Raw genomic sequence first — 26,346 nt, 5'->3', positions numbered from 1 at the left:
CCTGCGCCGGGAACGGCTGCGGCGCTCCGGGTGGCCGGGACGCCTCCGGCGTTCCGGGCGGCCCGGACGGCTCCGGCGACGTAGGCTCCACCCGTGATTGACGAGCAGACCGACAAGCCGCGCAGCTCCTTCTGGAAGGAGCTGCCCATTCTCCTGGGCGTCGCGATTCTGGTGGCGGTGCTGGTCCGCGCATTCGTGCTGCAGACCTTCTTCATCCCGTCGCCGTCCATGGAGAACACTCTCAAGATCGACGATCGGGTGCTGGTCAACAAGCTGGTCTACGACTTCCGCTCACCGCACCGGGGTGAGGTGGTGGTGTTCAAGGCGCCGACCGAGTGGAGTGGCAACCCCGACGGCGAGGACTTCATCAAGCGGGTGATCGGGGTCGGCGGCGACCACGTGGTCTGCTGCGACGCGCAGGACCGGCTGACGATCAACGGCAAGTCCCTCGACGAGCCCTACATCTACTCCGCCAACGGCCAGCAGGACAAGCCCGCCGACCAGGAGTTCGACATCACCGTCCCGGCGGGGCGGCTCTGGGTGATGGGTGACCACCGCTCGGCCTCCGGGGACTCCCTGGAGCACTGGCAGCAGTCCGGTCGCAACATCGACAGCGCCACCATCCCCGAGGGTGAGGTCGTGGGCCGGGCCTTCACCGTGTTCTGGCCGTTCGACCGGGCCACCTGGCTCACCGTGCCCAAGTCGTTCGACGGGATTCCCAACCCCTGACCGGTTCGCGACCACCCGGGCGTGGCCGAGCGTCGACACCGTCTGGCAGGCTGATGCGGTGACCGTCTTCCACCCCCGTCGTGCGGCCCGGGTGCTGCTCGTCGACGCGTCCGGCCGGGTGCTGCTCTTCCAGGGCATCGACCCGGCCCGCCCGGGTCACCGGTACTGGTTCACCCCCGGTGGTGGGCTCACCCCGGGGGAGTCCCCGGCGGCCGGGGCGGCCCGGGAGTTGGCCGAGGAGACCGGGCTGCGGCTGACCCCGGCCGAGCTGGGCGGGTCGGTCCGCTCCGAGACGGTGGAGTTTCCCTTCGACGGCGTGTGGTACCGCCAGGAACAGGAGTTCTTCGTGGTCCGGGTGCCCACCTGGGAGGTCGACACGGCCGGGTTCGACGAGATCGAACGGGCCAGCGTCACCGGACACCGCTGGTGGTCGGCGGCCGAGCTGGCCGACACCGCCGAGCGGTGCTACCCCGCCGACCTGGCCGCCCTGCTCACCCAGGTGCTGGCCGCCGCCCCGGCCCCGGAGGCGTCATGCTGACCCCGCCGCGCACGGTGGTGCGCCGCGACGGAGGGCTCTACGCGCTGGAACGGGCCCTGCAACGGCGCGGCTTCCGGCACGTCGCGGGCGCGGACGAGGCCGGCCGGGGCGCCTGCGCCGGCCCGCTGGTGGCCGCCGCCGCGGTGCTCCCCGAGGGACGACGCGGCGAGATCGAAGGGCTGGCCGACTCCAAACTGCTCACCCCGGCCAGCCGGGAGCGGGTCTACGCCGAGGTCGTCGCCCGTGCCCTGGCGTACGCGGTGGTGGTCATCCCGGCCGAGGAGGTCGACGCCCGGGGGCTGCACGTGTGCAACCTCGCCGCGATGCGCCGGGCCCTGGCCTCACTGACCACCCGACCGGAGTACGTGCTCACCGACGGCTTCGGGGTGGACGGGCTGGACGTGCCGGGGCTGGCGGTCTGGAAGGGTGACCGGGTGGCGGCCTGCGTGGCGGCGGCGAGCGTACTGGCCAAGGTCACCCGGGACCGGATCATGGTGGAGCTGGACGGACGCCACCCGGGTTACGGCTTCGCCGAGCACAAGGGGTACATCACGGCCGAGCACACCGAGGCGCTGCGCGAGCGTGGGCCCTGCGTGGAGCACCGGTTCTCGTACGTCAATGTGGCCGCCGTGTCGGGCCGGGAGAGTGCCCCGCCCCGGGCCCGTCGGCCGCTCGGCGCAGCCGCTCCCGAGCCGATGGAGCGCTCGGGCACGGCAGGGGGTACCGTCGGCGTGGCGTTGGGCGAGCAGCCTCGGCCTCCGGCACCGGTGGGGGAAGATGTGGTCATGGAAGGCGGAGTGCGATGAGCGCGGAAGATCTCGAAAAGTACGAGACCGAGATGGAGCTGCAGCTCTACCGGGAGTACCGCGACATTGTCCGTCAGTTCTCCTACGTGGTGGAGACGGAACGCCGCTTCTACCTGGCCAACCAGGTGGACCTGCACGTGCGCAACTCCGACGGCGAGGTCTACTTCGAGGTCGAGATGCACGACGCCTGGGTCTGGGACATGTACCGTCCGGCCCGCTTCGTCAAGAACGTCCGGGTGATGACGTTCAAGGACGTCAACGTCGAGGAGCTGGAGAAGCCCGACATCTCGCTGCCCGCCGACTCGGGTTTCGGTAGCTGACCCACCCCGCGTCGGCCCCCCACCCGCGACACCGGGCCCCCGCCGGGCCAGGGTTGTTCACCCCGCCGCCGACCTCACTTCTCGACGACGAGCACGTCGACCCGCTGGACCAGGTTGTTGGCGAAACCACCCCGGTTCCACGGCTGCTCCACCGGCTGGGTACGCCCCGACCCGTCGGTCGCCCGCGCGGCCAGCGCGTACCGGCCGGGCTGCGGCGTCCACTCGTACCGCCAGCGCCGCCAGGACCACTCGCCACCGCCGGGCGGGTCCAGGACGGCCGGCGTCCAGGTCACCCCGCCGTCCGTGGTCACCTCCACCCCGACCACCGGGCCGTGCCCCGACCAGGCGCGTCCGTCCACCGTGCACGTTCCCGGACGCAGCACCCTGCTGCGGGACATGAAGTCGGGGAAGCCCGGCGGCCGGACCAGCGCCCGGGGCTCGATCCGGGTCACCGGCACACCCGGATCGTCGGCGTCGCGCCGCAGCCGGTAGGCCACCGCGTTCTGGTAGCCGTCGAACTCCCCGGTCAGCACGTTGATCGACCGGAGCCACTTGACGTGCGCCATGCCGTACCAGCCGGGGACGATCAGCCGCAGCGGTGCGCCGTGCTGGGGCAGCAGCGGAGCGCCGTTCATCTCGTACGCCAGCAGCACCTCGTCGCGCAGCGCGTCGGCGACCGGCAGGGCCCGCTGGTAGTCCTGCTCCACCCCGCGTTCCACACCGTGGTCGGCGCCGGTGAACACCACGTCCACCGCGTCGGGCGCGATCCCGGCCTCACGCAGCAACGGCGCCAACGGGGTGCCAGTCCACTCGGCGTTGCCCACCGCCTCCACCAACCACGGCTGGCTGACCGGGCGGGGGTGCAGCAGCGCCCGCCCGTTCCCGGCGCACTCCAGCGTGACCCGGCGGGTCACCCGGGGGCGTTCGCGCAGCTCGGTCAGCCCGAGCCGGAGCGGCTGACGTACCGCGCCGTCCACGGTCAGCGTGTGGGTCACCGCGTCGAGGTCGGGGATGTCGTAGTGGATGAGCAGGTAGTGCAGGCCGGCCGGGGTGACGTCGTAACGCAACGCTTCGAGCGGGATGCCGTGGTTGCGGGCGGCCAGTTGCAGCTCCTCCGCGCTGATCGCCTCGTCCGGCCCGGCGACCCGCGACGGTCGGCTCACCTCGTCGATGGTGGTCATCGGTGGCCTCCCGGTCTGCGCCCGCCTGCGATGCCGCCAGCCTAGCCCCGCTGCGGGGCCGACACCGCCGGACCACGGCCGTCCCCCTGCGCTCTCCCGGCCGCCGCCGGCACGCCGGCATAGCAGATCGACAGGCCGGGTGGGCGTTTTCCACAGCCGGTCCCGTCATCCACAGCGGACAGCCGGTCCGTGGCGTCGGTCCGCCGGCCCCGACATGCTGCGGTGATGCGCACAGCACTGCGGCAGGTGGCGGCCCTCGGGGCCGCCGTGCTCATGTTCGGCCCCCACTGGGTTCCCGGGCGGTCCACCCCACCCCCGTCCACCCCACTCCCGTCCGCCCCGGTCCGGGCCGGGCCGGACCCGGTGTTCCGGTGGCCACTCGACGGGCCACCCCGGCCGGTGCGCCGGTTCGACCCGCCTCCGCTGCCCTGGCTGGCGGGTCACCGGGGCGTGGACCTCGCCGCCGTACCCGGGGCCGCCGTCCGGGCCGCCGCAGCCGGCACCGTGCTGTTCGCCGGCATGGTCGCCGGCCGCCCGGTGGTCACCGTCGGCCACTCCGGAGGGCTGCGGACCACCTACGAACCGGTCCGACCCGAGGTGCTCCCCGGCGACGTCGTGGCGGGCGGCGCACCACTGGGTGTGCTGCTGGGCGGGCATCCGGGCTGCCCCGTGGCGGGGGTGTCCACCCCGACCGGCGGGTGCCTGCACTGGGGGGTCCGGCGGGGCCAGGAATACCTCGACCCGCTGGCCCTGCTGGGGCTCGGCCCGGTCCGGCTGCTCCCGGTGGCGGCACCCGCCGAGGTGGGTCTCCTCCGGGTCGACGGGCCCGGCGACTCCGCCGACCGGTTCACCCGGGATGCCGCCCCCGGCGCTGACCATCTGCTGGTCCGGCGCGGCGGCCCCCTGCTGGTCCGGATTGGCGCTCGCGACACCGGTCAGCGGTGGGACCAGGGGCCGGACGGGATCGCCCGGCGGGACGAACGGCCACCCTGCCGGTGCGGTCAGCGCCCGGCAGGAGCCCTGTCACCCCTGGGCCAGCAACGCCGGCAGCCGGGAGGCCAACCGCTCGTACTCGTCGGTGGTGTTGTAGACCTGACCGCAGAGCCGGAGCCACCCCCGCCCGTTCCAGGCCATCACCGACACCTCGGCGGCGAGCCGGTCGGCGATCCGGGCCCGCAACGCACCGGCGGCCTCCAACGTGCCGGCGACGCCCGGTGGCAACGGCACGATCCGCATCGCCACCCCCGGCCCGCCCGGGTCGGGCAGGTCGGTCGGCGGCACCCCGAGCGCGTCGGCGACCACCCGCTGCCCGTACGCCGCCAGTGCCGCGTTGTGCGTGCGGACCCGCTCCAGCCCGAGGGTACGCAAGGTGTAGAGCCCGGCCGGGGCGCTCAGCCAACCCGTGTAGTCAAGTGTGGCCTGCCACTCGACGTTGCCCGGGAAGCCGCTCGCCTGCTGCCAGGACACCACCAGCGGCTCGATCCGGTCCCGCCACCGTGGGGCGACCACCAGGACTGCCGTGCCACGGGGCGCGAACCCCCACTTGTGCAGGTTGCCCACCCAGAAGTCGGCCCCGATCGCGTCGACCTGGACGGGCAGCATCCCGGGCACGTGCGCGGCGTCCACCAGCACGGCGACGCCGTGTTCCCGGGCCACGGCCACCAGCGCGGCGACCGGCAGCAACCGGGCGGTGGCCGAGGTGAGCTGGTCGACCAGCAGCAACCGGGTCCGTCCCGGGCGCAGCCCGGCCCGCACGATCTCCACGAGCTGCGCGTCGCTGGCCGACAGGGGCAGGTGCAGGCTACGGGCGGTCGCACCCGTCCGGCGGCATTCCCGGGCAACGGAGAGGTGCACCGCGCCGTACCCGTGGTCGGTGCTGAGTACCTCGTCGTCGTGGCGCAGACCGAGTGACTGGAGGGCGACGGCCACCCCCGTGGTGGTGTTGCCGACCAGGGCGGTGCCCTCCGGATCGGCACCGAGGAAAGCGGCCAGGTGCCGCCGGGTGTGGGCGAGCCGGTCGGTCAGTGACTGGCCGAAGAAGCGCTGCGGGTTGGCTTCCATCTCGTCGCGCAACCGCTGCTGGGTGCGCTGCACCCCGACGGGCACCGCGCCGAACGCCCCGTGGTTGAGATAACTGACCGAGGGGTCGAGGGTGAAGAGCAGTCGGGCCCCGGGAATCGACTCGGGCGGCGGCGGGACGCTCATCCGGTGATCGTAGCCCGCACGCCGGGGCCCGCAGGACCGATCGTCGCCGGCCACTGTGGTCCGACGCCCCCTCGCTGCGGCGGTCTGTCCTGCGGGCCGGCCGGTTACCCGGCGGCGGTCTACGCCTATCTGACGCGCCGGGGCTGGCGGGACTGGCCGGGCCGGAGCTGGTCGGCTGGCAGGTCAGGCCCGGGGGTGGGCCTGGCGGTAGGCGGCACGCAACCGCTCCATCGACACGTGGGTGTAGATCTGGGTGCTCGCCAGGGACGAGTGCCCCAGCAGCTCCTGCACCGCCCGCAGGTCCGCGCCGCCGTCGAGCAGATGGGTTGCCGCCGAGTGGCGCAGCCCGTGCGGGCTGGTCGGAGGCAGCCCGGCGGCCCGGGCGTAACCGGCGACGATCCGTCGGGCCATCGTCGGGTGCAGCCGGCCGCCCCGGGCACCGAGGAACAGTGCCCGGTCGGATTCCGGTCCGGCCAGTGCGGGCCGGCCGACCGCCAGCCACCTGTCGACGGCCCGCTGCGCCGGCAGCCCGTACGGGACCGTGCGCTCCCGGTTACCCTTGCCGAGGACCCGGACCACCCGACGGGGGTGGTCGACGTCCGTGCTGTCCAACCCGCACACCTCGCTGATCCGCGCCCCGGTCGCGTAGAGCAGCTCGAGCAACGCCCGGTCACGCAACAGCACCGGATCGTCCGCCGTGGCCGCCCCCGGCGCACCGGCACCGCCCGGTGCGGCAGGCCCGCCGTCGCCCGGGGCTTCGACGAGGGTGGCGGCCTGGTCGGCGCGGAGCACGACAGGCAGCTCCCGACGGGCCTTCGGAGTGGCCAGCGGCGCGGCCACGTCCGTGGCCAGCAGGCCGGACCGGTGCGCCCACGCGCTGAAGGTACGCACCGCAGCGGCCCGCCGGGCCGACGAGCTGCGCGCCGCGCCTGTCGTCCGCTGCTTCGCCAGCCAGCTTCGCAACACGCTCAGGTCGAGGTCGGCTGGCTCGGCACAGCCCATCCGGACGGCATGGTCGAGCAGCGAGACCAGGTCGGCCACGTACGCCCGGACGGTGTGCGCGGACCGGTTGCGCACCTGGGCGAGGTGGGCGGCGAACTCGTCCACCGCGTCCCGCATCGCCGGCGGCAGTGCCTGGTGGGTGACCCGGGTGCCCGCACCGCGTCGACTCATCGACCCGCCTCCGTCAAGGTCGACCGGTGACGGCACCCGCAGGGCGGCGGTGACCGACGGGGGAGCGAGCGGTCGTCCGGGGCCACCCGCCCAGCTTACGGACGCAGGCGGGTAGGGCGACGGGTCAGGCGAACGTGTTGGCCACGGCGACCCGGGCCGGATCCGGGTCGGCCCAGCTCCAGTTGGGGTGGGCGCGGTTGGTGAGCAGCACCAGCACCCGGCGTCGGTCGGGTTGGACCAGGAACGAGGTGCCGGTGAACCCGGTGTGCCCGAAGGTGGTGGGCCGGGCGAGCTTGCCCATGAACCAGGGCTGGTTGAGCACCACGCCCAGGCCGTGGTCGGAGGTGCGGCCCGGTCGGTCCGGGTCGACGGCGGGTAGCCCGGTGTTGGCGTTGCGCAGCATCCGGGCGACGGTGCTCTCGGCGAGGATCCGCTTCCCGCCGTAGCTGCCGCCGTCGAGCAGCAACTGCCCGATGACCGCCACCTCCTCGGCGGGGGCGAAGATGCCGGCGTGGCCGGCGATGCCGCCGAGGTGGTTGGCGACATCGTCGTGCACCACCCCCCGTAGCAGCCCCCGGGAGGAACGGGCGTCGGTGGCGACCAGCCGGTTGGCCCGGTCGGTCGTGCCGAGCCAGGTGTTGGGGTTGAACCCGGTGTAGCGCAGCCCCAACGGCGTGGTCAGGTGGGCCTTCAGGGCCCGGTCGAGGCTGAGCCCGGTGACCTTCTCGACGATCTTCCCGGCCACCATCAGGCCGACGCTGGAATAGCGGAACACGGTGCCCGGGGTGGCGCCGCTGACCAGCGGCGTGGTCAGCACCGCGCGCCACCGCTCGGCCATCGTCGCGTAACCGGTCACCTTGGCCCCGACTGGCAGACCGCTGGTGTGGGCCAGCAGCATCGCCACGGTGACGGTGGACTTGCCGGCGCCGGTGAACTCGGGCAGGTAGCGCACCACCGGCGCGTCCAGGTCGATCCGGCCGCTGTCGACCTGTTGCAGGGTGAGGATCGCGGTGTAGACCTTGGTGAGCGAGGCCAGGTCGAAGATCGAGTCGGGACGCATGGCGACCCGCTTCGCCGCCGGCAGCAGCACCGGGCCGGCGTCGTAGCGCAGCGCCTCACCGACCGCCAGGTGGTCGGTCGGCTCACCGTCGGTCACCGCCAGCACCACCGCCCCGGCGTACGTCGGGTGCTTCGGGTTCTCGGTGGTCGGCTGGAGGTAGCGCTGGAGCGCCACGGTGAGGGTGCGCGGCTTGCTGGCCGGGACCGGGGTGGTGCCCCGGGCGGCCGCCCGGGGCTGGCGGGCCGCCGCAGCACCCTGGCCGCCCTGCGCACCGTCGACCGGCGCGGCGGTGGCCCAGGAGCCGGCCAGCGCGGTGGGCGGGTTCTTGGCACAGCCGACCAACCCGAGGGCGGCGGCGAACCCGAGACCGAGCACGGAACGACGGGGAATCGACACGGCAGCGATCATCGCATTCGTACCGACCTCGGGCCAGCGCGATCGACGGCCGGCGTCGTCCCGGGTGGACCGGCCCGCTCGTGGGGAGACCCCTGTCGGTCAGGACGTCGTCGCCAGAGATCCGTATGTCTCGACCGCTCACCGTCGGACCAGGGCGTAGCCGTCGTCGTGCCGGCTCACCAGGCCCAGCTCCGTCAGCAGGGCGAGCTTGCGCAACGCCGTGCGGATCGGCACGCCGGCCCGGGCGGCGAGCGCGTCCGCGCCGATCGTGCCGCGTCGGGGCATCGACTCGCGCAGCATGGCGGCCTCGTCGTCGAGGACGTCCGTGGGACGGTCCGCACCTCGGGCGGGTGGTGCCAGGTCCGCCCCGATCCGGCCCACCTCCTCCAGCACGTGCGCCAGCCCGGTCACGAGTCGGGTGCGTTCGTACTCACGGAGCAGTTCGTGCGCGCCCACCGACAGCGCCGAGGTGACCGGGCCGGGCACCACCATCGCCGGTCGTCGCAGGGCGATCGCGCGGTGCATGGTCTGGGCCGCGCCGCTGCGGGCCGCCGCCTCCACCAGCACACTGCCCCGGGTGCCGGCGGCGATCACCCGGTTACGGATCAGGAATCGGGGACGCAGCGGCTCCGCACCGGGCAGCCACTCGCTGATCAGCAACCCGGTCTCGGCGATCCGGTCGAACAGCGCGGAGTTGCCCATCGGATAGGGGCGGTCCACCCCGCACGCCAGCACCGCCACCGTCACCCCACCGGCGTTCAACGCGCCCCGGTGGGCGGCGGCGTCGATGCCGAACGCGCCACCGGAGACCACCGTCCACTCCCGGTCGGCCAGGCCGTACCCGAGTTCCGTGGCGACGTGTACGCCGTACCCGGTGGCGGCCCGTGCGCCGACCACCGCCACCGAGCGGTCCAGCACCTGGGCCAACGGCCACCCGCCGCGTACCCAGATGCAGAGCGGTGGGGCGGTCTCCCGGTCGACCTTCCGGCTCGCCCCGGGCAGCACCAGCCCTTCCAGATCGCCCAGTTGGGTGGGCCACTCGTCGTCGTGCGGGGAGATGATCCGCGCACCGAGCCGGTCGGTGAGCGCCACCGCCTCGGCGGCCACCGCCCGGGGGTCACCCGCGTGCAACCGGGCCGCCACCGCCACCCGCAACGTCTCGTCGGGTGCCCCACCGTCGAGCAGGAGGTCCAGCGTGGCGACCGGACCGAGCCGGCCCACCAGCCGGTGCACCAACCGGGTGCCCGGCTCGGTCAGCCAGGTCAGTGCCACCCGGGCGTGCAGATCCTCGGTGCTGTTCACACTTCCTCCCCCGTTCTCAGGCCGGTGGCCTCCCGGACGTCCTCAAGATCGGGCCGTGGCCGGCCGTCAAGATCGGCGATCGTCCAGGCGAGCCGGATGATGCGATCGAAGCCCCGGGCCGAGAGCGAGCCCCGGTCGAGCCGCCCCCGTAGTTCGGCGGTGGCCTGGGCGGCGAGCCGCCACGGTGGTCGGCGCAGCAGCGGGCCCGGCACCTCCGCGTTGAGCCGGTGCCCGACCGGGGCCCACCGTTCGGCGGCAGCCGCGCGCGCCACCGCCACCCGGGCGGCGACCACCGCCGACGGTTCGCCGTCCGGGTCGACGCCCATCAGTTCGGCCGCCCGTACCGGCAGCACCCTGACCTGTACGTCGATCCGGTCGAGCAGGGGACCGGAGAGCCGGCCGAGGTAGCGCCGTCGCACCAGCGGACTGCACTCGCAGAGCGAGTCGCCACCGGGCTTCGCGCAGGGGCAGGGATTGGCCGCCATGATCAACTGAACCCGGGCCGGGTAACGGGTGCTGCCCCGGGCCCGGGTGAGATGGACCTGCCCACTTTCCAACGGTTGGCGCAGCGCCTCCAGGGCTCCTTTGCTGAACTCGGCTGCCTCGTCGAGAAAGAGCACCCCCCGGTGGGCCAGCGACACCGCGCCCGGCCGGGCCAGCCCCGAGCCGCCGCCGACCAGCGACGGCACGGTCGCCGAGTGGTGGGGTGCCTGGAAGGGCGGCCGACGCAGCAACCGGCCGTCCGGTGGCAGCGTGCCGGCGATCGAGTGCAGTGCGGTGACCTCCAACGCGGCCTCGTCGTCGAGCTCCGGCAGGATCGACGGCAGCCGCTCGGCGAGCATCGTCTTGCCGGCGCCGGGCGGCCCCAGCAGACAGAGGTGGTGCCCGCCGGCCGCCGCCACCTCCAACGCCCGCCGGCCCAGCCCCTGCCCGGCGACGTCGGCGAGATCCGGCCCGGACGGCGTCCCGGCGGGAGCAGCCGGCGGCGGCTCCAGCAGGGGAGCGCCGTCCCGGACGAAGGCGACGAGCCGGTGCAGGGTGTCGACGGCGCGCACCTTCACCCCCGGGATCACCGCCGCCTCCGCCGCGTTTCCCACCGGCACGACCACCCGGCCCAGCCCGGCGCGTACCGCCGCGGTGACCATCGGCAGCACGCCGCGGACCGGGCGGACGGTGCCGTCGAGCCCCAACTCGCCCAGGACCACCACCCCCTCCATCGGCAGCAGCGGCAGCTCACCGGCGGCACCGAGCAGGGCGACCGCGATGGCCAGGTCGAACGCCGAGCCGTACTTGGGGAGCGTGGCGGGAAGCAGGTTGAGGGTGATCCGGCGGTTGGGCCAGCGCTGGCCGGAGTTGACCACGGCGGCGCGGACCCGGTCCCGGGCCTCGTGCAGGGCGGTGTCCGGCAGCCCCGAGATGACCACGGCCGGTAGCCCGGGGGAGAGGTCCGCCTCCACCTCGACCAGGTGGCCGGTGACCCCCACCAGGCCGACCGCGTGCACCTTGGCGTAGCTCACCGTGCCACCCCTGCCCCCGGCCGCCCGGCGTGGTGCCGGATGACCCGACGGGCGCGGTGACGGGCCAGGGCCGGCCGGGCGCGGTGACGGGCCAGGGCTGGCCGGGCGCGGTGGCCAGTCGGGGCCGGCCGGGCGCGGTGACGGGCCAGGGCCGGCCGGGCGCGGTGGCGGGTCGGGATCATCAGAAGGCCCCCTTGAGGTGCTCGACCTGCGCCGGACCGGCCGGCGGCAACCGGACCGACAGGACGTCGAAACGCACCTCGTCGGTGGTCGTCCCGGTCTCGGCCAGCCAGCGGGCGGCGAGCCCCCGCAGCCGTCGGGCCTTGGCCGGGACGACCGCCTCGGCGGGGCTGCCGTAGGCGTCGCCGCGTCGGGTCTTCACCTCGCAGAAGGCGAGGACCGGGCCGTCCCACGCGATGACGTCGATCTCACCTTCACGGCAGCGCCAGTTACGGGCCACCGGGCGCAGCCCGGCCCCGATCAGATGCCGTACGGCGCACCTCTCGCCGTACGCGCCGATCGCCTGGTTCCGCTTCGTCATGCCCGTCAGGCTGCGGGTGGGGCGGGGGTGGGCGCGACATCCGAGGCCGCACCTGTGGACAACTCGACGCCCTGTGGACGAGCGGACGATCAAGGCCCAGACCTGCTATGTGATCTGCTGATGCCCTGCTCCCGGGGGTGGCCGGCGATCGTCCGTCGACCCGTCCGATCGGTCCCGTCTGCCGGTACGACCTGCGAATGGCGCCGGGCGGGTCGGTCGCATACGGTGCCGGACGTGGACGCACGACGGAGCTACCCCGAAGATCAGGAGTCACGCTGGTACCCGGCCGGCCGGGAACGCGCGTACGACGACTCCGACTGGCGGACGGCGAGCGGGGTGCGCCGGCGCGACGACGAGGCCCGCACCCCCGACCAACGAGCTGCCGAGGAAGGCCGGCACGGGGACGCCAGCCGTTTCGACTCGGGACGCCTCGACACGGCTGATCCCTTGGGTGCCGCCGGGGGTGAGAGCACCGGATACCGGCCGACCCGGTCCCGCCGGGACGACCCGGATGTCTCCGGCGAACTGCCCGGTGACCGGGTGGGTCGACGCGCCGCCCGCGAGGCCGCAGTCAGTGGCGTCGGCCCGCTCGGGGACACCGGTGCGGGCCCGATCGGCGGCATCCCGGTGCGGGGCGTGGGCGACACCGGCACCGGCCGCCTGTCCGACACCGGTATCGGCCGGGGCGTTGGCGACACCGGTACCGGCCGGCTGTCCGACACCGGTACCGGCCGCTTGTCCGACACCGGCATCGGCCGGCGTGTCGGCGATACCGGTACGGGCCGGTTGGGTGGTACCGGGGGTGGTCGGCTCGGCAGCGGTGACAGTGGCACCGGCCGGTTCACCGCCGATTCCGGCCTGTTGGGGGTCAGCGGGGTCGGCCCGGTGGCGGGGACCGATCCGGTCCGGCCGGCGGCGCTGGGCAACTACCCGATCGTCGAACCCACCCGACCGGCGGAGCCCTCCCCCCTGGAGGTGCCGACCGGCCCGATGGCGCCGGTCACGCCGCGGGTGGACGACCTGGCCAGCCCGGACGGGGCGTACCGCACGGGTGGCCCGACCTCGGAGGGCGTGTACCGCACCCGGCGGCCGGCCCTGGCGGTGCTGCTGGGGTTGTCGGCCCTGGTCTTCGAGGTTCCCGCGCTGCGGGTGCTGCTGCACGGACTCACCGGTGACCCGGTCTCGGCGTCGCACGTCGTCGTGGGCATCTTCCTGGTGATCGGGTTGCCGGTCTTCGCCGGCGGCCTGTACGGGCTGCGCACCGGTGGCCTGGCGATGACCGACGGGGCCCGGGGCTGGCTGCGCCCGCCGACCGCCTACCTCACCGTCGGGCTGGTCCTCTTCCTCGCCGCTGCCCTCGCCGCCCGCTGAACCGCCCCCGGACCGTCCCTGAACCACCCCCCTGAACCGCGCCCCCCGGACCGCCCGTCGAACGGCGGTCTGCGGAGAACCGTCACCCTCGCCGACCCGCTGGACCCCCGTCGCCTGCCGACACCTCGGCACCCGCCCGATCCAACCCGGGACCCGGGAGCTGAGCCCCGAGACCCGAGACCGGGAGCTGGGACCCGAGAGCCGGGAGCCGGGAGCCGGGAGCCGGGAGCGGGAACCGGATGCGCGGCTGGATGGTGGGGCGGGGGTCGGGTGGCAGGGCGGGGGCGTACACTGGCCTCTTGGCGACCGCCTCGGCGGTCGACCTCGCGTGCCCTCTCCACGTCTCGTCGTGGGGCGACGGCCTCCCTGGTCCCGATCTCCTTCGGGCCCACCATGGGCCGGCGACCAGGCACCAGGACGCCCGGCCACCGGCCGGGCGTGACAACCAGGGATCTTGAGGAGTACCCCACCATGGCCGTCGTGACCATGCGTCAGCTGCTGGAGAGCGGTGTCCACTTCGGGCACCAGACCCGGCGCTGGAACCCGAAGATGAAGCGCTTCATCATGACCGAGCGCAACGGCATCTACATCATCGACCTGCGCCAGACCCTCGACTACATCGAGAAGGCGTACGACTTCGTGCGCAACACGGTGGCCGAGGGCGGCAGCATCCTGTTCGTCGGCACCAAGAAGCAGGCTCAGGAGGCCATCTCCGAGCAGGCCACCCGGGTCGGCCAGCCGTACGTCAACCACCGCTGGCTCGGTGGCATGCTGACCAACTTCCAGACGGTGTACAAGCGGCTCCAGCGGATGAAGGAGCTGGAGGCGCTCGGTGACCTGACCGGCACCGCCGCCGGCTACACCAAGAAGGAGACCCTGCAGCTGTTCCGCGAGAAGACCAAGCTCACCAAGACCCTTGGTGGCCTGCGGGACATGCAGAAGCTCCCGGCCGCGGTCTGGATCGTCGACACCAAGAAGGAGCACATCGCCGTCGACGAGGCCCGCAAGCTGGGCATCCCGGTGATCGCGGTGCTGGACACCAACTGCGACCCGGACGAGGTCGACTTCCCGATCCCGGGCAACGACGACGCGATCCGCTCCGCCGAGCTGCTGACCCGGGTGGTGGCCGCCGCCGTCGCCGACGGTCTGATCGCCCGGTCCGGCCGTCGTCGTGGTGGCGACGAGAAGCCGGAGGCGGGTCAGGTCGGCAGCGACGAGCCGCTGACCGAGTGGGAGCGTGAGCTGCTGGAGCCGAAGAAGGCCGACGAGCAGCCCGCCGCCGACGAGCAGCCGGCCGCCGAGCCTGCCGCCGCCGAGCAGCCCGCCGCCGAGCAGAAGCCGGCCGAGCAGCCGGCGGCCGCCAACGCCGAGTGACCCGTACCGCCGGGCGCATCCGGCCTGTTCCGGGTAGCCGGCATCCCAGACCACCCACCGCAGACTCAACACCCGAAGAGAGAGTCATGTCCAACTTCACCGCCGCGGACGTCAAGAAGCTCCGCGACCTCACCGGCGCCGGCATGATGGACTGCAAGAAGGCGCTCACCGAGGCTGAGGGCGACTTCGACAAGGCCGTCGAGATCCTGCGCGTCAAGGGCGCCAAGGACGTCGGCAAGCGGGCCGGCCGGACCGCCGCCAACGGCCTCGTCGCGCACTCCGGCAAGGCGCTGCTGGAGCTCAACTGCGAGACCGACTTCGTGGCCAAGACCGACGCGTTCGTCGCGCTGGCCCAGCAGTTGGTCGAGCACGGTGAGCGCAGCGGCGTCGGCACCGCCGAGGAGCTGCTCGCCACCGAGCTGGACGGCAAGACCGTCGCCGACCTGATCCAGGAGCAGTCCGCCAAGATCGGCGAAAAGCTGGTGCTCAACCGCTTCGCCAAGCTCGACGGCACCGTCGCGGTCTATCTGCACCGCAAGAGCCAGGACCTGCCGCCGGCCGTCGGTGTGCTGGTGGAGTACAGCGGCAAGACCGACGAGGCCGGCGACGCCGACGCCCGGGGCACCGCCATGCAGATCGCCGCGATGCGGCCGAAGTACGTCACCCGTGACGAGGTGCCGGCCGAGGTCGTCGAGTCCGAGCGGCGCATCGCCGAGCAGACCGCCCGCGAGGAGAACAAGCCCGAAGCGGCCCTGCCGAAGATCGTCGAGGGTCGGGTGAACGCCTTCTTCAAGGACTACGTCCTGATCGAGCAGGCGTCGGTCTCCGACAACAAGAAGACCGTCAAGCAGGTGCTGGCCGAGGCCGGCATCGAGGTGACCCGCTTCGTCCGGTTCGAGGTCGGCCAGGCCTGAGCCGCCACCGTCCGGGCGCGCGTGCCGCACCCGGACGGGCACGCAACGCCGACGAGGAGGCCGCAGGTGTACGCGACAGGCACCGCGGCCTCCTCGTCGCATAGGGTCGGCAACGGGCAGGTACGCGGTGACGCGGCGCGGTCGACGCGCACGCGGGAGGGGCGGGGCGGATGACACAGGTTGTGAACGACCGGAGCCTGGAGGCGGACGACCCGACGGCGCCGCCGGCCGGCCGAGCCCGCCGGGTGGTGCTGAAGCTCTCGGGTGAGGTCTTCGGCGGTGGGGCGATCGGTGTCGACCCGGACGTCGTGCAGGCCATCGCCCGGCAGATCGCCACCGTGGTCCGCCGTGGTGTGCAGGTCTCCGTGGTGGTCGGCGGCGGCAACTTCTTCCGTGGGGCGGAGTTGCAGAAGCGCGGCATGGACCGGGCCCGCGCCGACTACATGGGCATGCTGGGCACGGTGATGAACTGCCTGGCGTTGCAGGACTTCCTGGAGAAGGAGGGCATCGAGACGCGGGTGCAGAGCGCGATCACGATGGCCCAGGTCGCCGAGCCGTACATTCCGCTGCGGGCGATCCGGCACCTGGAGAAGGGACGCGTGGTGATCTTCGGTGCGGGTGCCGGGATGCCGTACTTCTCCACCGACACGGTGGCCGCCCAGCGGGCGCTGGAGATCCGCGCCGACGTGGTGCTGATGAGCAAGAACGGCGTGGACGGCGTCTACAGCGCCGACCCGCGGATCGACCCGGCCGCCAGCAAGTTCGACTCGATCACCTTTTCCGAGGTGTTGCAACGCAACCTGCGGGTGGCCGACGCGGCGGCGTTCAGCCTCTGCATGGAGAACGGGCTGCCGATGCTGGTCTTCGGCGCCCAGGGCGAGGACACGATCATCCGGGCCGTCGGCGGCGACACGATCGGTACGCTGATCACCGCCTGACCGGTCCCGGCGACCAGAGCGGTCCTCCGCACCAGAGCAGCAGCTTCAGCCCACGACGAGCAACAGAAGGAGGCGAGGAGACCGGTGATCGACGACACCCTCCTCGAGGCCGAGGAGAAGATGGAGCGTGCGGTCGAGCACGCCAAGGAGGAGTTCGGCGCCATCCGTACCGGTCGCGCCAACGCCGCCATGTTCTCCAAGGTCATCATCGACTACTACGGTACGCCGACCCCGCTGCCCCAGATGGCGTCCATCGGGGTGCCGGAGCCGCGCATGGCCATCATCAAGCCGTACGACAACTCGCAGATCAACGCCATGGAGAAGGCGATCCGCGACTCCGACCTGGGGTTGAACCCGAACAACGAGGGCAACCAGCTGCGCATCCTGCTCCCGCAGATGACCGAGGAACGTCGCCGCGAGATGATCAAGGTGGCTCGGCACAAGGGCGAGGAGGCCAAGGTGGCGGTCCGCAACGTCCGCCGCAAGGGCAAGGAAGAGCTGGACCGCCTGGTCAAGGACGGTGAGGTCGGCGAGGACGACGGCCGCCGCGCCGAGAAGGAACTCGACGACATGACTCAGCGTTACGTCGCCATGGTCGACGAGCTGGTCAAGCACAAGGAGTCGGAGTTGCTCGAAGTCTGAGCCCGGCCCACGGCACCGGCGCGTCACCGCTCTGCGGAGGCAGCGCCGGTGCCGTCGTCGTCCGTCGGCCGGACCGCCGTGCCGACGTCCACCGTGCCCGGCTGGCCGGTGCAGTAGGCTCGGCAGGATTCCTGGCCACCGGGCGGTGAACGGCGGGGATCGATCGGTCGTCGGGCCGGTCAACCGGAAGTAGTCACGCGGGTAGGGGATGGTTGTGGTCTTGCGTCATGTGGTGGCACTCGCACCCTCGTCCGGTGCGTGATGTCCCCCCTCGACCCCTACAGCGGCACCGAGCCCCGTGGCTGGGAGCGGTCCGACCGTCCCCCGGCCCTGCCCTGGCCGGAACGGGAGGTCGAACCGTGGTCGCCCCGGCAGTCCGGCCCCGGATTGTCGGCCGGGCCGCAGGCCCCGCTCCGGCCACCGGTGCGTGGCCACGACGAGCCGAACGGCGGGCCGTACGACGAACCGGTCGGTGACCTCTTCGGTGCCGATCACCCGGGCGGGCCGCTCGCCGACGACGCCTCGACCGCGCAGTTCGCCGCGGTGCGCGACGACGACGCCCCGACCGCGCACCTGACGCCGGTGCGCGACGGCGACCTGCCGACCCCCCAGTTCGTCCCGGTCGGTGACGACGGCGGCACCGGGTCGCGCTTGCCGTCGCCCGATGCCGAGGCGGATCCGGAGCCACCGGCCGGTCGACGGTTCCGGGGCCGGCGGCGGGCCAGTGCCGACCGGCCGGCCACCCCACTGCCGGCGACCGGGCGGGCCGGCCGTAACCTGCCGGCCGCCATCGGTGTCGGGCTGGGGCTCGGCGCGTTGGTCCTGGTGCCGCTCTTCTTCTTCCTGCCCGGCTTTCTGGCCGTGCTGGCCGGCGCGATCGGGGTGGGCATCTGGGAGATGACCCGCGCGGTCCGGCGCAGCGGCGCCCACCCGCCGCTGGTGCCGCTGCTCGCCGGTGGCGTGCTCACCATCGGGTTGGCCTGGTTCGCCGGGCCGGACGCGCTGAGCCTGGGGCTGCTGGTCACCGTGCTGGGCGCGATGGTCTGGCGGCTGGGTGACGGCCCGGCCGGCTTCCAACGGGACATCACCGCGGCCACCCTGATCGCGGTCTACGTGCCGTTCCTGGGTGGTTTCGCGGCGATGCTCGCGGCGGCTCCGGGCGACGGCCACCTGCGGGTGCTGGTCACCGTGGTCGGCGTGGTGCTCTCCGACACCGGCGGGTACGCCGCCGGGGTGTCCTTCGGTAGGCACCCGATGGCACCCAGGATCAGCCCGAAGAAATCCTGGGAGGGGTTCGCCGGCTCGGTCGCCGCCGCAGCGCTCGGCAGTGCCCTGCTGATCTGGCTGCTCTTCGACGTGGCGCCCTGGTGGGGTGCGGTGTTCGGGATGGCGGTCTCCGGCGCGGCGGTGCTGGGCGACCTCGCCGAGTCGATGATCAAACGGGACCTCGGCGTGAAGGACATGAGCACCCTGCTGCCGGGGCACGGTGGCCTGATGGACCGGTTGGACTCGATCCTGTTCGCCGTACCCACCGCCTACCTGCTGCTGGCGATCCTCGTGCCGGTGGTGGGCTGAGGGATGAATCACGCCGCGCCACCCGGGTGGTCCCCCTGGTGGGGGCCGATTCGGCACCTCCGGACGGGTGGGTCCGGCGACCGGCGTGACAGACTGGACCAGCCATGACGAGCCTGCCTGTGATCCCCGTTGACCCGGACGCCCCCGGCCGCCGCCCGGCGATGCCACCCCGACACCTCGCCGACCTGGACCTGCCGGGCCGGCGGGCGCTCGTCACCGAGCTGGGTGAACCAGCCTTCCGTGCCCAGCAGGTCTCCCACCACTACTTCGGGCGACTGGTGCGCGACCCGGCCGAGATGACCGACCTGCCGGCGGCCACCCGGGACCGGCTGGCCGGGGCGCTGCTGCCCCGGCTGCTCACCCCGGTCCGCGAGCTGGCCTGCGACGACGGGGCCACCCGTAAGGCGCTGTGGCGGTTGCACGACGGGTCGCTGGTGGAGAGCGTGCTGATGGGTTACCCGGACCGGGTCACCGTCTGTATCTCCAGCCAGGCGGGTTGCGGCATGGCCTGCCCGTTCTGCGCCACCGGCCAGGCCGGGTTGACCCGCAACCTGTCCGCCGCCGAGATCGTCGACCAGGCGGTCTATCTCGCCGGGGTCGCCGCCTCGGGCGCGGTGGCCGGGTCGCCGCCCCGGTTGTCGCACGTCGTGTTCATGGGCATGGGTGAGCCGCTGGCCAACTACTCCCGGGTCGTCACGGCGATCCGGCGGCTGGTCGCGCCGGCCCCGGAGGGGTTGGGTCTGTCGCAGCGGCACATCACCGTCTCCACGGTCGGTCTGGTGCCGGCCATCCGCCGACTGGCCAGCGAAGACCTCGCGGTGACCCTTGCGTTGTCGCTGCATGCGCCCGATGATGAGCTGCGCGACGAACTCGTGCCGGTCAACCAGCGCTGGAAGGTAGCCGAGGTGCTGGACGCAGCGTGGGACTACGCGGCGACGACGGGGCGCCGGGTGTCGATCGAGTACGCGATGATCAAAGACGTGAACGATCAGCCGTGGCGGGCCGACCTGCTCGGGCGGTTGCTGGCCGGTAGGTCGGCGCACGTCAACCTCATCCCGCTCAATCCGACACCGGGTAGCCGGTGGGACGCCAGCGCCAAGCCGGTGGAGCGGGAGTTCGTCCGACGGTTGCGGGAGTCCGGCGTCTCCACCACGGTGCGTGACACCCGGGGGCGTGAGATCGACGGTGCGTGCGGGCAGTTGGCTGCCGCGGTGGACAGTGACATCGAAGCGCCGCGCGGGCGCGACCGGGCGTAGCGGTACGAGACCAGGAGACATAGTGGCGAGTCAGGGTCAGCGTTTCCGGCGTAAGGCGCTCCGCCGGGGCTACAAGGTCGACGAGGTCGACGCCTTCCTGGACCGGGTGGAGGCCACCCTCGCCGGTCAGCCGGTCGGTGCCCCCGTGGCCTCCCAGGAGGTCCACGACGTCGTCTTCCGGGTCCGCTTCAACGGCTATGACGAGTGGCAGGTCGACCTGCACCTGGACCGGGTGGAGCGGCAGTTGGCCGAGCTGGAGGAGCGCGCCGCCCCCGGTGGCCGGGTCGCCGACCCGCGTGGCGCGGACCGGCTCGCCCCGCCGATGCGCGACGACCACCGGGGTATGTCGTCGGTGCCGCAGCCGATGCCGCCCCGCGCGATGCCGGCCCAGCCGGGTCCGCCGGACCGTTACGGCAGCCGCTACGACGAGCCGAGCGGCGCCTTCGCCGTCGGACGTGACGCGCCGCGCGGTGGGTACGACGAGCCGAGTGGCACCTTCGCCGTCGGACGTGACGCGCCGCGCGGTGGGTACGACGAGCCGAGCGGTGCCTTCGCCGTCGGACACGACGCGCCGCGCGGTGGGTACGACCCGCCTCGTGGTGGGTACGACGCGCCGCGCGGCCAGTTGGGCCCCGGGCCCGGCGGGCCGATGGGCCCCGGTCCGAGCGGGCCGATGGGGCACGGTGGCCCACCGCCGCGGGGTCTGCCGGCCGGCCCGGGTAGTGGCTACGGCCCCCCGGACGAGCAGCGCTTCGACGGTTTCGAGGCGGGCCGGCACGGTCGTACCGACATGACCGCCGAGATCCGGATGCCCGAGCGCGACCGGATGCCGGAACGCGACCGGATGCCCGAGCGGGACCGGATGCCCGAGCGCGACCCGCGGGAGATGCGTGGTCGTGGTCCGGGAGGCCCACCGCCGATGGGTGGCCCGTCGATGGGCGGGCCCGCGCCGATGGGTCCGCCGGCCGGTGGCCCGCCGATGGTGGGTCCGCCGATGGCCGGCCCGCCCGGCAGCGAGCTGTACCGGGTCGACCAGATCCGGCGCAGCTTCCAGGTGCGCCGCTTCGGCAGCGGGTACGACCCCGACCAGGTGGACCGGTTCTTCGAGAGCCTGCTCGGTGGGATGCAGGGCCGTAACCAGATGCCGGTGAACCCCAAGGACCTGGACACGCTGCGGTTCGGGCTGGTGCCCGGTGGTTACTTCGAGGCGGAGGTCGACGCCGCGCTCAAGGACGTCCAGGACATCCTCTTCGGCCGTTGATCCAGCAGATGTGACGAGGGCCCACCCCCGACCGGGGTGGGCCCTCGTACGTCTGTGGGGCGGTGCGTCAGGAGCGCAGCCCGCTGCGGCGCAGCACGGCGTCGCCGATGACGATCGCCAGCAACAGCACGGCCAGGCCGACCAGCCAGATTTCCTCGACCTTGCCCTCGTGGTTGCCGCACAGCATCGCCAGCAGCGCCAACGCGGAGAGCACCGCGCCGATCCGTCCGGCCTTGCGGTGCCCGGGCCTGTGCTGATCTGGCGCGGTTACCGGCTCGCTTCCTGCCACTGTCGGTCCTTCCCTCGCGATCGGATCTCCGGCTAGTCTGGCACGCCCTGCCCCGGCCCCGGTGCGGGGTCCGCCCTGCCGAAGCCCGGCGGACCGGGAAACTCGTGGCGCGCGGCCGGCTGTTGAGCAGCAGCGCCCGGGTCGCCGGGGGCCGGGTCGGCAGGATCGGCGTGCCGGGGTGGCCGGGCCGGGCAGGAGTGGGCAGGGCCGGCCGGGGACCGGGCCGAAAGACCCCGGCCCGGTGGGGCGGGTCGGCTCTACCGGCGTCGCGGGCCGTCGACCACACTGCCTCCGGTAGCGTTCGGGCGTACACCTTGATTGTCTGTTTGAGGGGGACTGCGGTGCGAGTGACCGGTACGGGACATGCCAGCATGCGGATCGACACGGCTGCGGGCAGCATCCTGTGCGACCCGTGGGTCAATCCGGCCTACTTCGCCTCCTGGTTCCCGTTCCCCGACAACTCCCTGCTCGACTGGGAGGCCCTGGGTCAGGTCGACTACCTGTACGTGTCGCACCTGCACCGGGACCACTTCGACGCCAAGCACCTGCGGGAGTTCGTCTCGAAGGACGCCACCGTCCTGCTGCCCGAGTTCCCCACCTCGGAGATGGCCGACGAGCTGCGGGCGCTGGGCTTCACGAAGTTCCTGCGGGCCCCCAACGAGCAGGTGGTGGAGCTGCCCGGCGGCCTGAAGATCATGATCCAGGCGCTGACCAGCCCGACCGACGGCCCGATCGGCGACTCGTCGCTCTGGGTGGAGTACGACGGGGTCCGGCTGCTCAACCAGAACGACGCCCGCCCCACCGACCTGACCGTCTTCGCCGAGCTGGGCCACGTGCACGCGCACCTGCTCCAGTTCTCCGGCGCGATCTGGTACCCGATGGTCTACGAGCTGCCGCAGTCGGCGAAGACCGCGTTCGGCAAGCAGAAGCGGGAGCGGCAGTTCGACCGGACCTGGCGCTACATCGACGACCTGAAGGCCGACCACGTCTTCCCGATCGCCGGCCCGCCGTGCTTCCTCGACGACGCGTTGTGGCAGTTCAACGACATCCACGGCGACGAGGGCAACATCTTCCCGGACCAGTCGGTGTTCCTGTCGGAGTACGCGAAGGTCGGCGGCACCAACGGCATCGTGCTGCTGCCGGGCAGCGTCGCCGAGGTGACCACCTCCGGCGCGACCACCACCCACCCGCAGCCGGTCGAGGAGTTCTTCGCGAACAAGACCGCGCACCTGGAGGAGATGCGGGAGCGCAAGCGCCCGGTCATCGAGGCCGAGAAGGCGTCCTGGCGGCACCCCGAGATCGACGTGCTGGCCGGGATGAAGCGCCGGATCGAGCCGCTGCTCGACGAGTCGATCTACCTGGCCAAGGGCGTCGGTGGCCCGGTCCGCTTCGACCTGGTCGGCTACGACGGGGAGAGCGTCGAGTCGATCGTGGTGGACTTCCCCGGCAAGGAGGTCCGGCCGTACGCGGACGAGAAGGTCCGGTACCGGTTCCGCACCGAGCGGGCGCTGATCGAGCACCTGCTCCATATCGACGAGGTCGACTGGGTCAACTCGCTCTTCCTGTCCTGCCGGTTCTCGGCGGCCCGGATCGGCCAGTACAACGAGTTCGTCTACGCCTTCTTCAAGTGCCTGTCCACCGAGCGCCTCCAGTACGCCGAGGGCTGGTACGACGAGCACGAGCGGGCCGTCGACGCCGAGGACGTCACCCTGGGTGACTGGGTGGTGCAGCGCCGCTGCCCCCACCTCAAGGCGGACCTGACCAGGTTCGGCATCGTCGACGGCGACCAGCTCACCTGCCAGCTGCACGGCTGGAAGTTCGACCTGCCGTCGGGCCGCTGCCTGACCAGCGTCGGCCACAAGATCCGCGCCGCCCAGGTGGACGCGGAGACGCCCGCCCCGGCCGGCGGACCGGTCAACTGACCGGCTCACCGGGTCCGCCCTGACCACCGGCCGTCCTGTGGGGCGGCAGGCGGGGGGCGAACCGGCCAGGCCGTCGACGCGGCTGACCCGTTCCCACCCCGCCACCCCCCGTTTCCGGCGACCATGACGTGGTGCCACGCCGCAGAGGCCGGCAACCGGTGCACTCCGGGCACGGTGACGTCAGGACCGACAGGGCGGGTGGGGCGGGGTGGTGGACGAGGAGGAGTACGAGTTCGGGCACCGGCGGGAGAAGGAGCGGGACGCCTCCCGGGTGGAGGCGTTCAGCGACGCGGTGATCGCCATCGTGCTCACCCTGATGGCGGTGGAGCTGCTCCAACTCAGCCCGCAGCGGCCCGAGGGGCAGGATCTGCCCGGGGCGTTGTTCCACGAGTGGCCCGCCTACCTGGCGTACGTGATCACGTTCGTGATCGTCGGTCAGGTCTGGTTGACCCACCACAACATGTGGCGGTACGTCGTCAAGGTCGACCAGCTGCTGCTCGTCCTCAATCTGCTGTTGCTGCTGTTCGTGGCGGCCATTCCGTTCGCGGCCAGTCTGCTCGCCGACAACCTGCGGGGCACCGTCGCCGACCAGCGGTTGACCGCCGCCCTCTATGTCGGCACGGTGCTCGGTGAGGCGCTGTTCTTCAACCTGAGCTGGTGGTGGGCCCGCCGTCGACGGTTGCTCGACCCGGGGTTGGACCCCCGGCTGGCCCGTGCCGTGGCCCGCCGCTTCCTGCTCGGCCCGGTGCTCTACGTGGTGGCGTTCGGCATCTCCTTCGTCGACCCGGTGCTCAGCCTCGCGGCGTACTTCCTGCTCACCGGGCTCTACCTGATCCGGGGCCCCGGCGACCTGCCGTCCTCCCGCCCGGCCCCCGCCTGAGCCGGGCAGGCCCGTCACCGCCCGCCCGGACGGCGACGGTGTCACCCGGCCCGCCCGGCGGGACGGGCCGGTGGGCGTCAGCGGCCCAGGTCGGCGAGGATGCGTCGGGCGGCGTTGTGGCCGGCCGCGCCGATCACGCTGCCCGCCGGGTGGCAGCCGGCGCTGCCCGCGTACACCCCGTCGATGCCGGTGGCGTACGGCATCCGGTCGGTGAACGAGACGGTGTTGTCGACGTGGTGGATGTGCCCGCCGGTGATGCCGAAGTGCGCCTCGATGCCGGGCGGGGGCAGCGGCACCGCGTCGGCGATCAGGTCACCGGTGCCCGGGGCGTACCGTTCGCAGATCTCCACCAGTCGGGTGACGTAGCCGGGCAACGCGGTGTCCCAGTCGGTGCCGGCCAGCGTGTAGGGCACCGACTGGACGAACAGCGCCGACGAGTGGTGCCCGGCCGGGTCGGACAGCGACGGGTCGACGGTGGTGTGCAGGTACCACTCGATGGTCGGCTCGTCGGGCAGCCGCCCGGCTTGCACGTCGGCCCACATCGCCCGCAGCGCCGCCATCGGTGACTCGCTGTCGGCACCGACCAGCGACGCCGACCCGGGCAGCAGGTGGATGGTGGACCCGAACGGGCTGGGCGCGTCGGCCGGCAGGCAGGAGAACCGGGGCAGCCCGGTCAGCGCCAGGTTGAGCTTCAGGGTGGTGCCGGGCCGGCGGACCGCCGCCATCCGCGCGCCCAGCTCCGCCGGCAGCGCGCCGTCGGGCACCAGCTCCATCAGCCGGTACGGGTCACACGCGCCGAGCACCACCTCGGCGGTGACCTCCCGCCCGTCGGCGAGCCGGACGCCCGACGCCGCGCCCCCGGACAGGGTGACGGCGTCGACCCGGGCACCGGTCAGGATGGTCGCCCCGGCGGCGCGGGCGGCCTCGGCGAAGGTACGCGAGACGGTGCCCATGCCGCCCTCGGCGATCATCCAGGTGCCGTCCGCGCCGGGCAGCCGGCACATGTTGTGCACCAGGAAGTTGTGGCCGGTGCCGGGGTCGTCGGGGCCGGCGTTGAGGCCGGACAGCCCGTCGGTGACCGCGTACATGCTGACCAGCAGCTCGGAGCGGAAGTCGAAGCGGGCCAGGTAGTCGGCGACGGAGCTGCGGACCAGGTCGACGAAGACCTGCCGCAGCTCGGGGCGGACGTAGCGTTCGGCGGTCTGCTCCACCGGCAGCGGCTCGGCCAGCCACGCCGGGGCCAGGTCGGCGCGCAACTGCGCCAGCTCGGCCTGGAGCGCGTCGTCGGCGGCCACGTCGGCGGGGGAGAAGAACTCGGTGAGCTGCCGCCGGGTCGCGGCGGTGTCGCTGCCGAACAGCAGGTAAGGCGCTCCGGGCCCGCCCGGGGTGGGCAGGAAGTAGTGCGGGTCGCGGCGCAGCACCGGGATGCGCACGTCGAGGGTGGCGAGCAGCTCCGGCGGCATCAGCCCCAGCAGGTACGACCCGGTGGAGTGGCGCAGCGCGGGCACCTTCGGGAACGGGTTCTCGGTGCGGGTGGCCCCGCCGATGACCTCCGCCGCCTCCAGCACCAGCACGTCCAGCCCGGCGCGGGCCAGCAGGACGGCGGAGACCAGCCCGTTGTGCCCCGATCCGATGATCACGACGTCGGCGCGGGACGGCAGCTCACTCGCATCGCTCATGCCTGGGCAGCCTAGTGCGGCGGGCGGCGTCCGTCTGCCGGCTCGACGCGGGTGATCCGGGTCGACGCGGGTGATCCGGCCTGCCCGGTCGGTCCGGCTCGACTGGCTGGTCGGGCTCGGTCGGCTCGACGCTGGCGGTCCGGCTCGACTGGCTGGCCCGTGGCCGTCCGGCTGGCCCGGTTGGTCCGGCTCGACTGGCTGGTCGGGCTCGGTCGGCTCGACGCTGGCGGGCCGGCTCGTCCGGCCGGCCCGTGGCCCGTCCGGGTGTCGGCACCATCAGGCGCGGAACGCGGTATGTCGGTGCGGCAAGAAGCGGTATGCCTGTGAGGCATAAATATGCCTCACAGGCATACCCTCGTGTTTTGACCGTTCTGTGGGCAGGGTGGTCTGGCGGTGTGGTGTGGGTGTGTTCGTGGTGGTGTGGTGGAGGGCTGTCATTTGCCCTTGTGGACGGCGTTTTTGCGGATGACCGGATAG

General features: G+C 73.0%; 23 protein-coding genes and 1 pseudogene. 15 read left to right on the top strand and 9 right to left on the bottom strand.

All coding sequences use genetic code 11. From position 1 onward, the window contains the following. The first annotated feature begins 93 nt into the window (after nt 1-93). From lepB to JQN83_RS11905, 4 genes are read left to right on the top strand one after another with little or no spacing between them, the layout of a single operon-like run. On the top strand, nt 94-729 hold the full coding sequence (gene lepB / locus JQN83_RS11920; RefSeq protein WP_208567189.1) for a signal peptidase I: 636 nt from the start codon (nt 94-96) through the stop codon (nt 727-729). 58 nt (nt 730-787) lie between these two features. Then, nucleotides 788-1,267 carry an NUDIX hydrolase gene (locus tag JQN83_RS11915; RefSeq protein ID WP_208567188.1) on the top strand — a complete coding sequence of 160 codons (480 nt, stop codon included), beginning with the start codon at nt 788-790 and terminating at the stop codon, nt 1,265-1,267. Beyond that, complete coding sequence (locus JQN83_RS11910) at nt 1,261-2,073, top strand: ribonuclease HII (protein WP_208567187.1); 813 nt, start codon at nt 1,261-1,263, stop codon at nt 2,071-2,073. The genes JQN83_RS11915 and JQN83_RS11910 overlap by 7 nt, the downstream gene beginning before the upstream one ends. Then, nucleotides 2,070-2,393: a DUF2469 domain-containing protein gene (locus tag JQN83_RS11905; protein WP_011905215.1), complete on the top strand. Its 324-nt coding sequence runs from the start codon at nt 2,070-2,072 to the stop codon at nt 2,391-2,393. Before JQN83_RS11910 ends, JQN83_RS11905 begins: the two co-directional genes overlap by 4 nt. Nucleotides 2,394-2,467: 74 nt before the next feature. Here the strand turns inward: JQN83_RS11905 and JQN83_RS11900 are convergent, their stop codons facing one another. Then, nucleotides 2,468-3,574, bottom strand: coding sequence for a sulfite oxidase (locus tag JQN83_RS11900; protein WP_208567186.1), 1,107 nt, complete (start codon nt 3,572-3,574; stop codon nt 2,468-2,470). 273 nt (nt 3,575-3,847) lie between these two features. Here JQN83_RS11900 and JQN83_RS11895 point away from each other — a divergent pair. Continuing rightward, a pseudogene (locus tag JQN83_RS11895) lies at nt 3,848-4,360 on the top strand (peptidoglycan DD-metalloendopeptidase family protein); the annotation flags it as partial. 237 nt (nt 4,361-4,597) lie between these two features. Here the strand turns inward: JQN83_RS11895 and JQN83_RS11890 are convergent. The 6 genes from JQN83_RS11890 to JQN83_RS11865 form a co-directional block, all read right to left on the bottom strand. Beyond that, nucleotides 4,598-5,779, bottom strand: coding sequence for an aminotransferase class V-fold PLP-dependent enzyme (locus tag JQN83_RS11890; protein WP_208567185.1), 1,182 nt, complete (start codon nt 5,777-5,779; stop codon nt 4,598-4,600). A 183-nt stretch (nt 5,780-5,962) separates the two neighbouring features. Further along, a complete protein-coding gene (locus JQN83_RS11885; protein ID WP_208567184.1) occupies nt 5,963-6,952 on the bottom strand; it encodes a tyrosine recombinase XerC in 990 nt (329 codons plus the stop codon). 124 nt (nt 6,953-7,076) lie between these two features. Further along, nucleotides 7,077-8,408: a serine hydrolase domain-containing protein gene (locus JQN83_RS11880; RefSeq protein WP_307799192.1), complete on the bottom strand. Its 1,332-nt coding sequence runs from the start codon at nt 8,406-8,408 to the stop codon at nt 7,077-7,079. A gap of 138 nt (nt 8,409-8,546) precedes the next feature. Beyond that, nucleotides 8,547-9,710, bottom strand: a complete 1,164-nt coding sequence (locus tag JQN83_RS11875) for a DNA-processing protein DprA (RefSeq protein WP_208567182.1) — start codon at nt 9,708-9,710, stop codon at nt 8,547-8,549. Further along, a complete protein-coding gene (locus JQN83_RS11870; protein ID WP_208567181.1) occupies nt 9,707-11,227 on the bottom strand; it encodes a YifB family Mg chelatase-like AAA ATPase in 1,521 nt (506 codons plus the stop codon). The genes JQN83_RS11875 and JQN83_RS11870 overlap by 4 nt, the downstream gene beginning before the upstream one ends. A 181-nt stretch (nt 11,228-11,408) precedes the next feature. Next, nucleotides 11,409-11,768 (bottom strand): YraN family protein, encoded by a 360-nt coding sequence (locus tag JQN83_RS11865; RefSeq protein ID WP_208567180.1) that lies wholly within the window; start codon nt 11,766-11,768, stop codon nt 11,409-11,411. 234 nt (nt 11,769-12,002) lie between these two features. Between JQN83_RS11865 and JQN83_RS11860 the strand changes: the two genes are divergently transcribed. The 8 genes from JQN83_RS11860 (at nt 12,003) to JQN83_RS11825 (ending at nt 21,099) form a co-directional block, all read left to right on the top strand. Then, nucleotides 12,003-13,139 (top strand): hypothetical protein, encoded by a 1,137-nt coding sequence (locus tag JQN83_RS11860; protein WP_244252294.1) that lies wholly within the window; start codon nt 12,003-12,005, stop codon nt 13,137-13,139. Nucleotides 13,140-13,610: 471 nt separating this feature from the next. Then, nucleotides 13,611-14,513 (top strand): 30S ribosomal protein S2, encoded by a 903-nt coding sequence (rpsB, locus tag JQN83_RS11855; protein ID WP_208567178.1) that lies wholly within the window; start codon nt 13,611-13,613, stop codon nt 14,511-14,513. 86 nt (nt 14,514-14,599) lie between these two features. Continuing rightward, nucleotides 14,600-15,427, top strand: a complete 828-nt coding sequence (gene tsf, locus JQN83_RS11850; RefSeq protein ID WP_208567177.1) for a translation elongation factor Ts — start codon at nt 14,600-14,602, stop codon at nt 15,425-15,427. A gap of 170 nt (nt 15,428-15,597) precedes the next feature. Then, on the top strand, nt 15,598-16,365 hold the full coding sequence (gene pyrH / locus JQN83_RS11845; protein ID WP_219468356.1) for a UMP kinase: 768 nt from the start codon (nt 15,598-15,600) through the stop codon (nt 16,363-16,365). Between the two features lie 84 nt (nt 16,366-16,449). Then, nucleotides 16,450-17,007, top strand: a complete 558-nt coding sequence (gene frr, locus JQN83_RS11840) for a ribosome recycling factor (RefSeq protein ID WP_208567176.1) — start codon at nt 16,450-16,452, stop codon at nt 17,005-17,007. Between the two features lie 261 nt (nt 17,008-17,268). Beyond that, on the top strand, nt 17,269-18,582 hold the full coding sequence (locus tag JQN83_RS11835) for a phosphatidate cytidylyltransferase (RefSeq protein ID WP_208567175.1): 1,314 nt from the start codon (nt 17,269-17,271) through the stop codon (nt 18,580-18,582). A gap of 104 nt (nt 18,583-18,686) precedes the next feature. Next, a complete protein-coding gene (gene rlmN / locus JQN83_RS11830; RefSeq protein WP_208567174.1) occupies nt 18,687-19,838 on the top strand; it encodes a dual-specificity RNA methyltransferase RlmN in 1,152 nt (383 codons plus the stop codon). Nucleotides 19,839-19,860: 22 nt separating this feature from the next. Further along, nucleotides 19,861-21,099 carry a DivIVA domain-containing protein gene (locus tag JQN83_RS11825; RefSeq protein WP_208567173.1) on the top strand — a complete coding sequence of 413 codons (1,239 nt, stop codon included), beginning with the start codon at nt 19,861-19,863 and terminating at the stop codon, nt 21,097-21,099. Nucleotides 21,100-21,166: 67 nt separating this feature from the next. Here JQN83_RS11825 and JQN83_RS11820 read toward each other — a convergent pair whose 3' ends face one another. Next, nucleotides 21,167-21,388: a DUF2631 domain-containing protein gene (locus tag JQN83_RS11820; RefSeq protein ID WP_208567172.1), complete on the bottom strand. Its 222-nt coding sequence runs from the start codon at nt 21,386-21,388 to the stop codon at nt 21,167-21,169. Between the two features lie 341 nt (nt 21,389-21,729). Between JQN83_RS11820 and JQN83_RS11815 the strand changes: the two genes are divergently transcribed. Both JQN83_RS11815 and JQN83_RS11810 read left to right on the top strand, forming a co-directional pair. Continuing rightward, nucleotides 21,730-23,310, top strand: a complete 1,581-nt coding sequence (locus tag JQN83_RS11815) for a Rieske 2Fe-2S domain-containing protein (protein ID WP_208567171.1) — start codon at nt 21,730-21,732, stop codon at nt 23,308-23,310. A gap of 208 nt (nt 23,311-23,518) precedes the next feature. Continuing rightward, entirely contained in the window at nt 23,519-24,190 is a 672-nt protein-coding gene (locus tag JQN83_RS11810; protein ID WP_208567170.1) for a TMEM175 family protein, read from the top strand. Nucleotides 24,191-24,267: 77 nt separating this feature from the next. Here the strand turns inward: JQN83_RS11810 and JQN83_RS11805 are convergent, their stop codons facing one another. After that, nucleotides 24,268-25,869: a phytoene desaturase family protein gene (locus tag JQN83_RS11805; protein ID WP_208567169.1), complete on the bottom strand. Its 1,602-nt coding sequence runs from the start codon at nt 25,867-25,869 to the stop codon at nt 24,268-24,270. Nucleotides 25,870-26,346 lie beyond the last annotated feature (477 nt).

This window comes from Micromonospora antibiotica (assembly GCF_017599305.1).
Taxonomy (GTDB): domain Bacteria; phylum Actinomycetota; class Actinomycetes; order Mycobacteriales; family Micromonosporaceae; genus Micromonospora; species Micromonospora antibiotica.
Note: the sequence above shows the minus strand (reverse complement) of the source record. Positions and strands in the feature narration are given on the sequence as shown.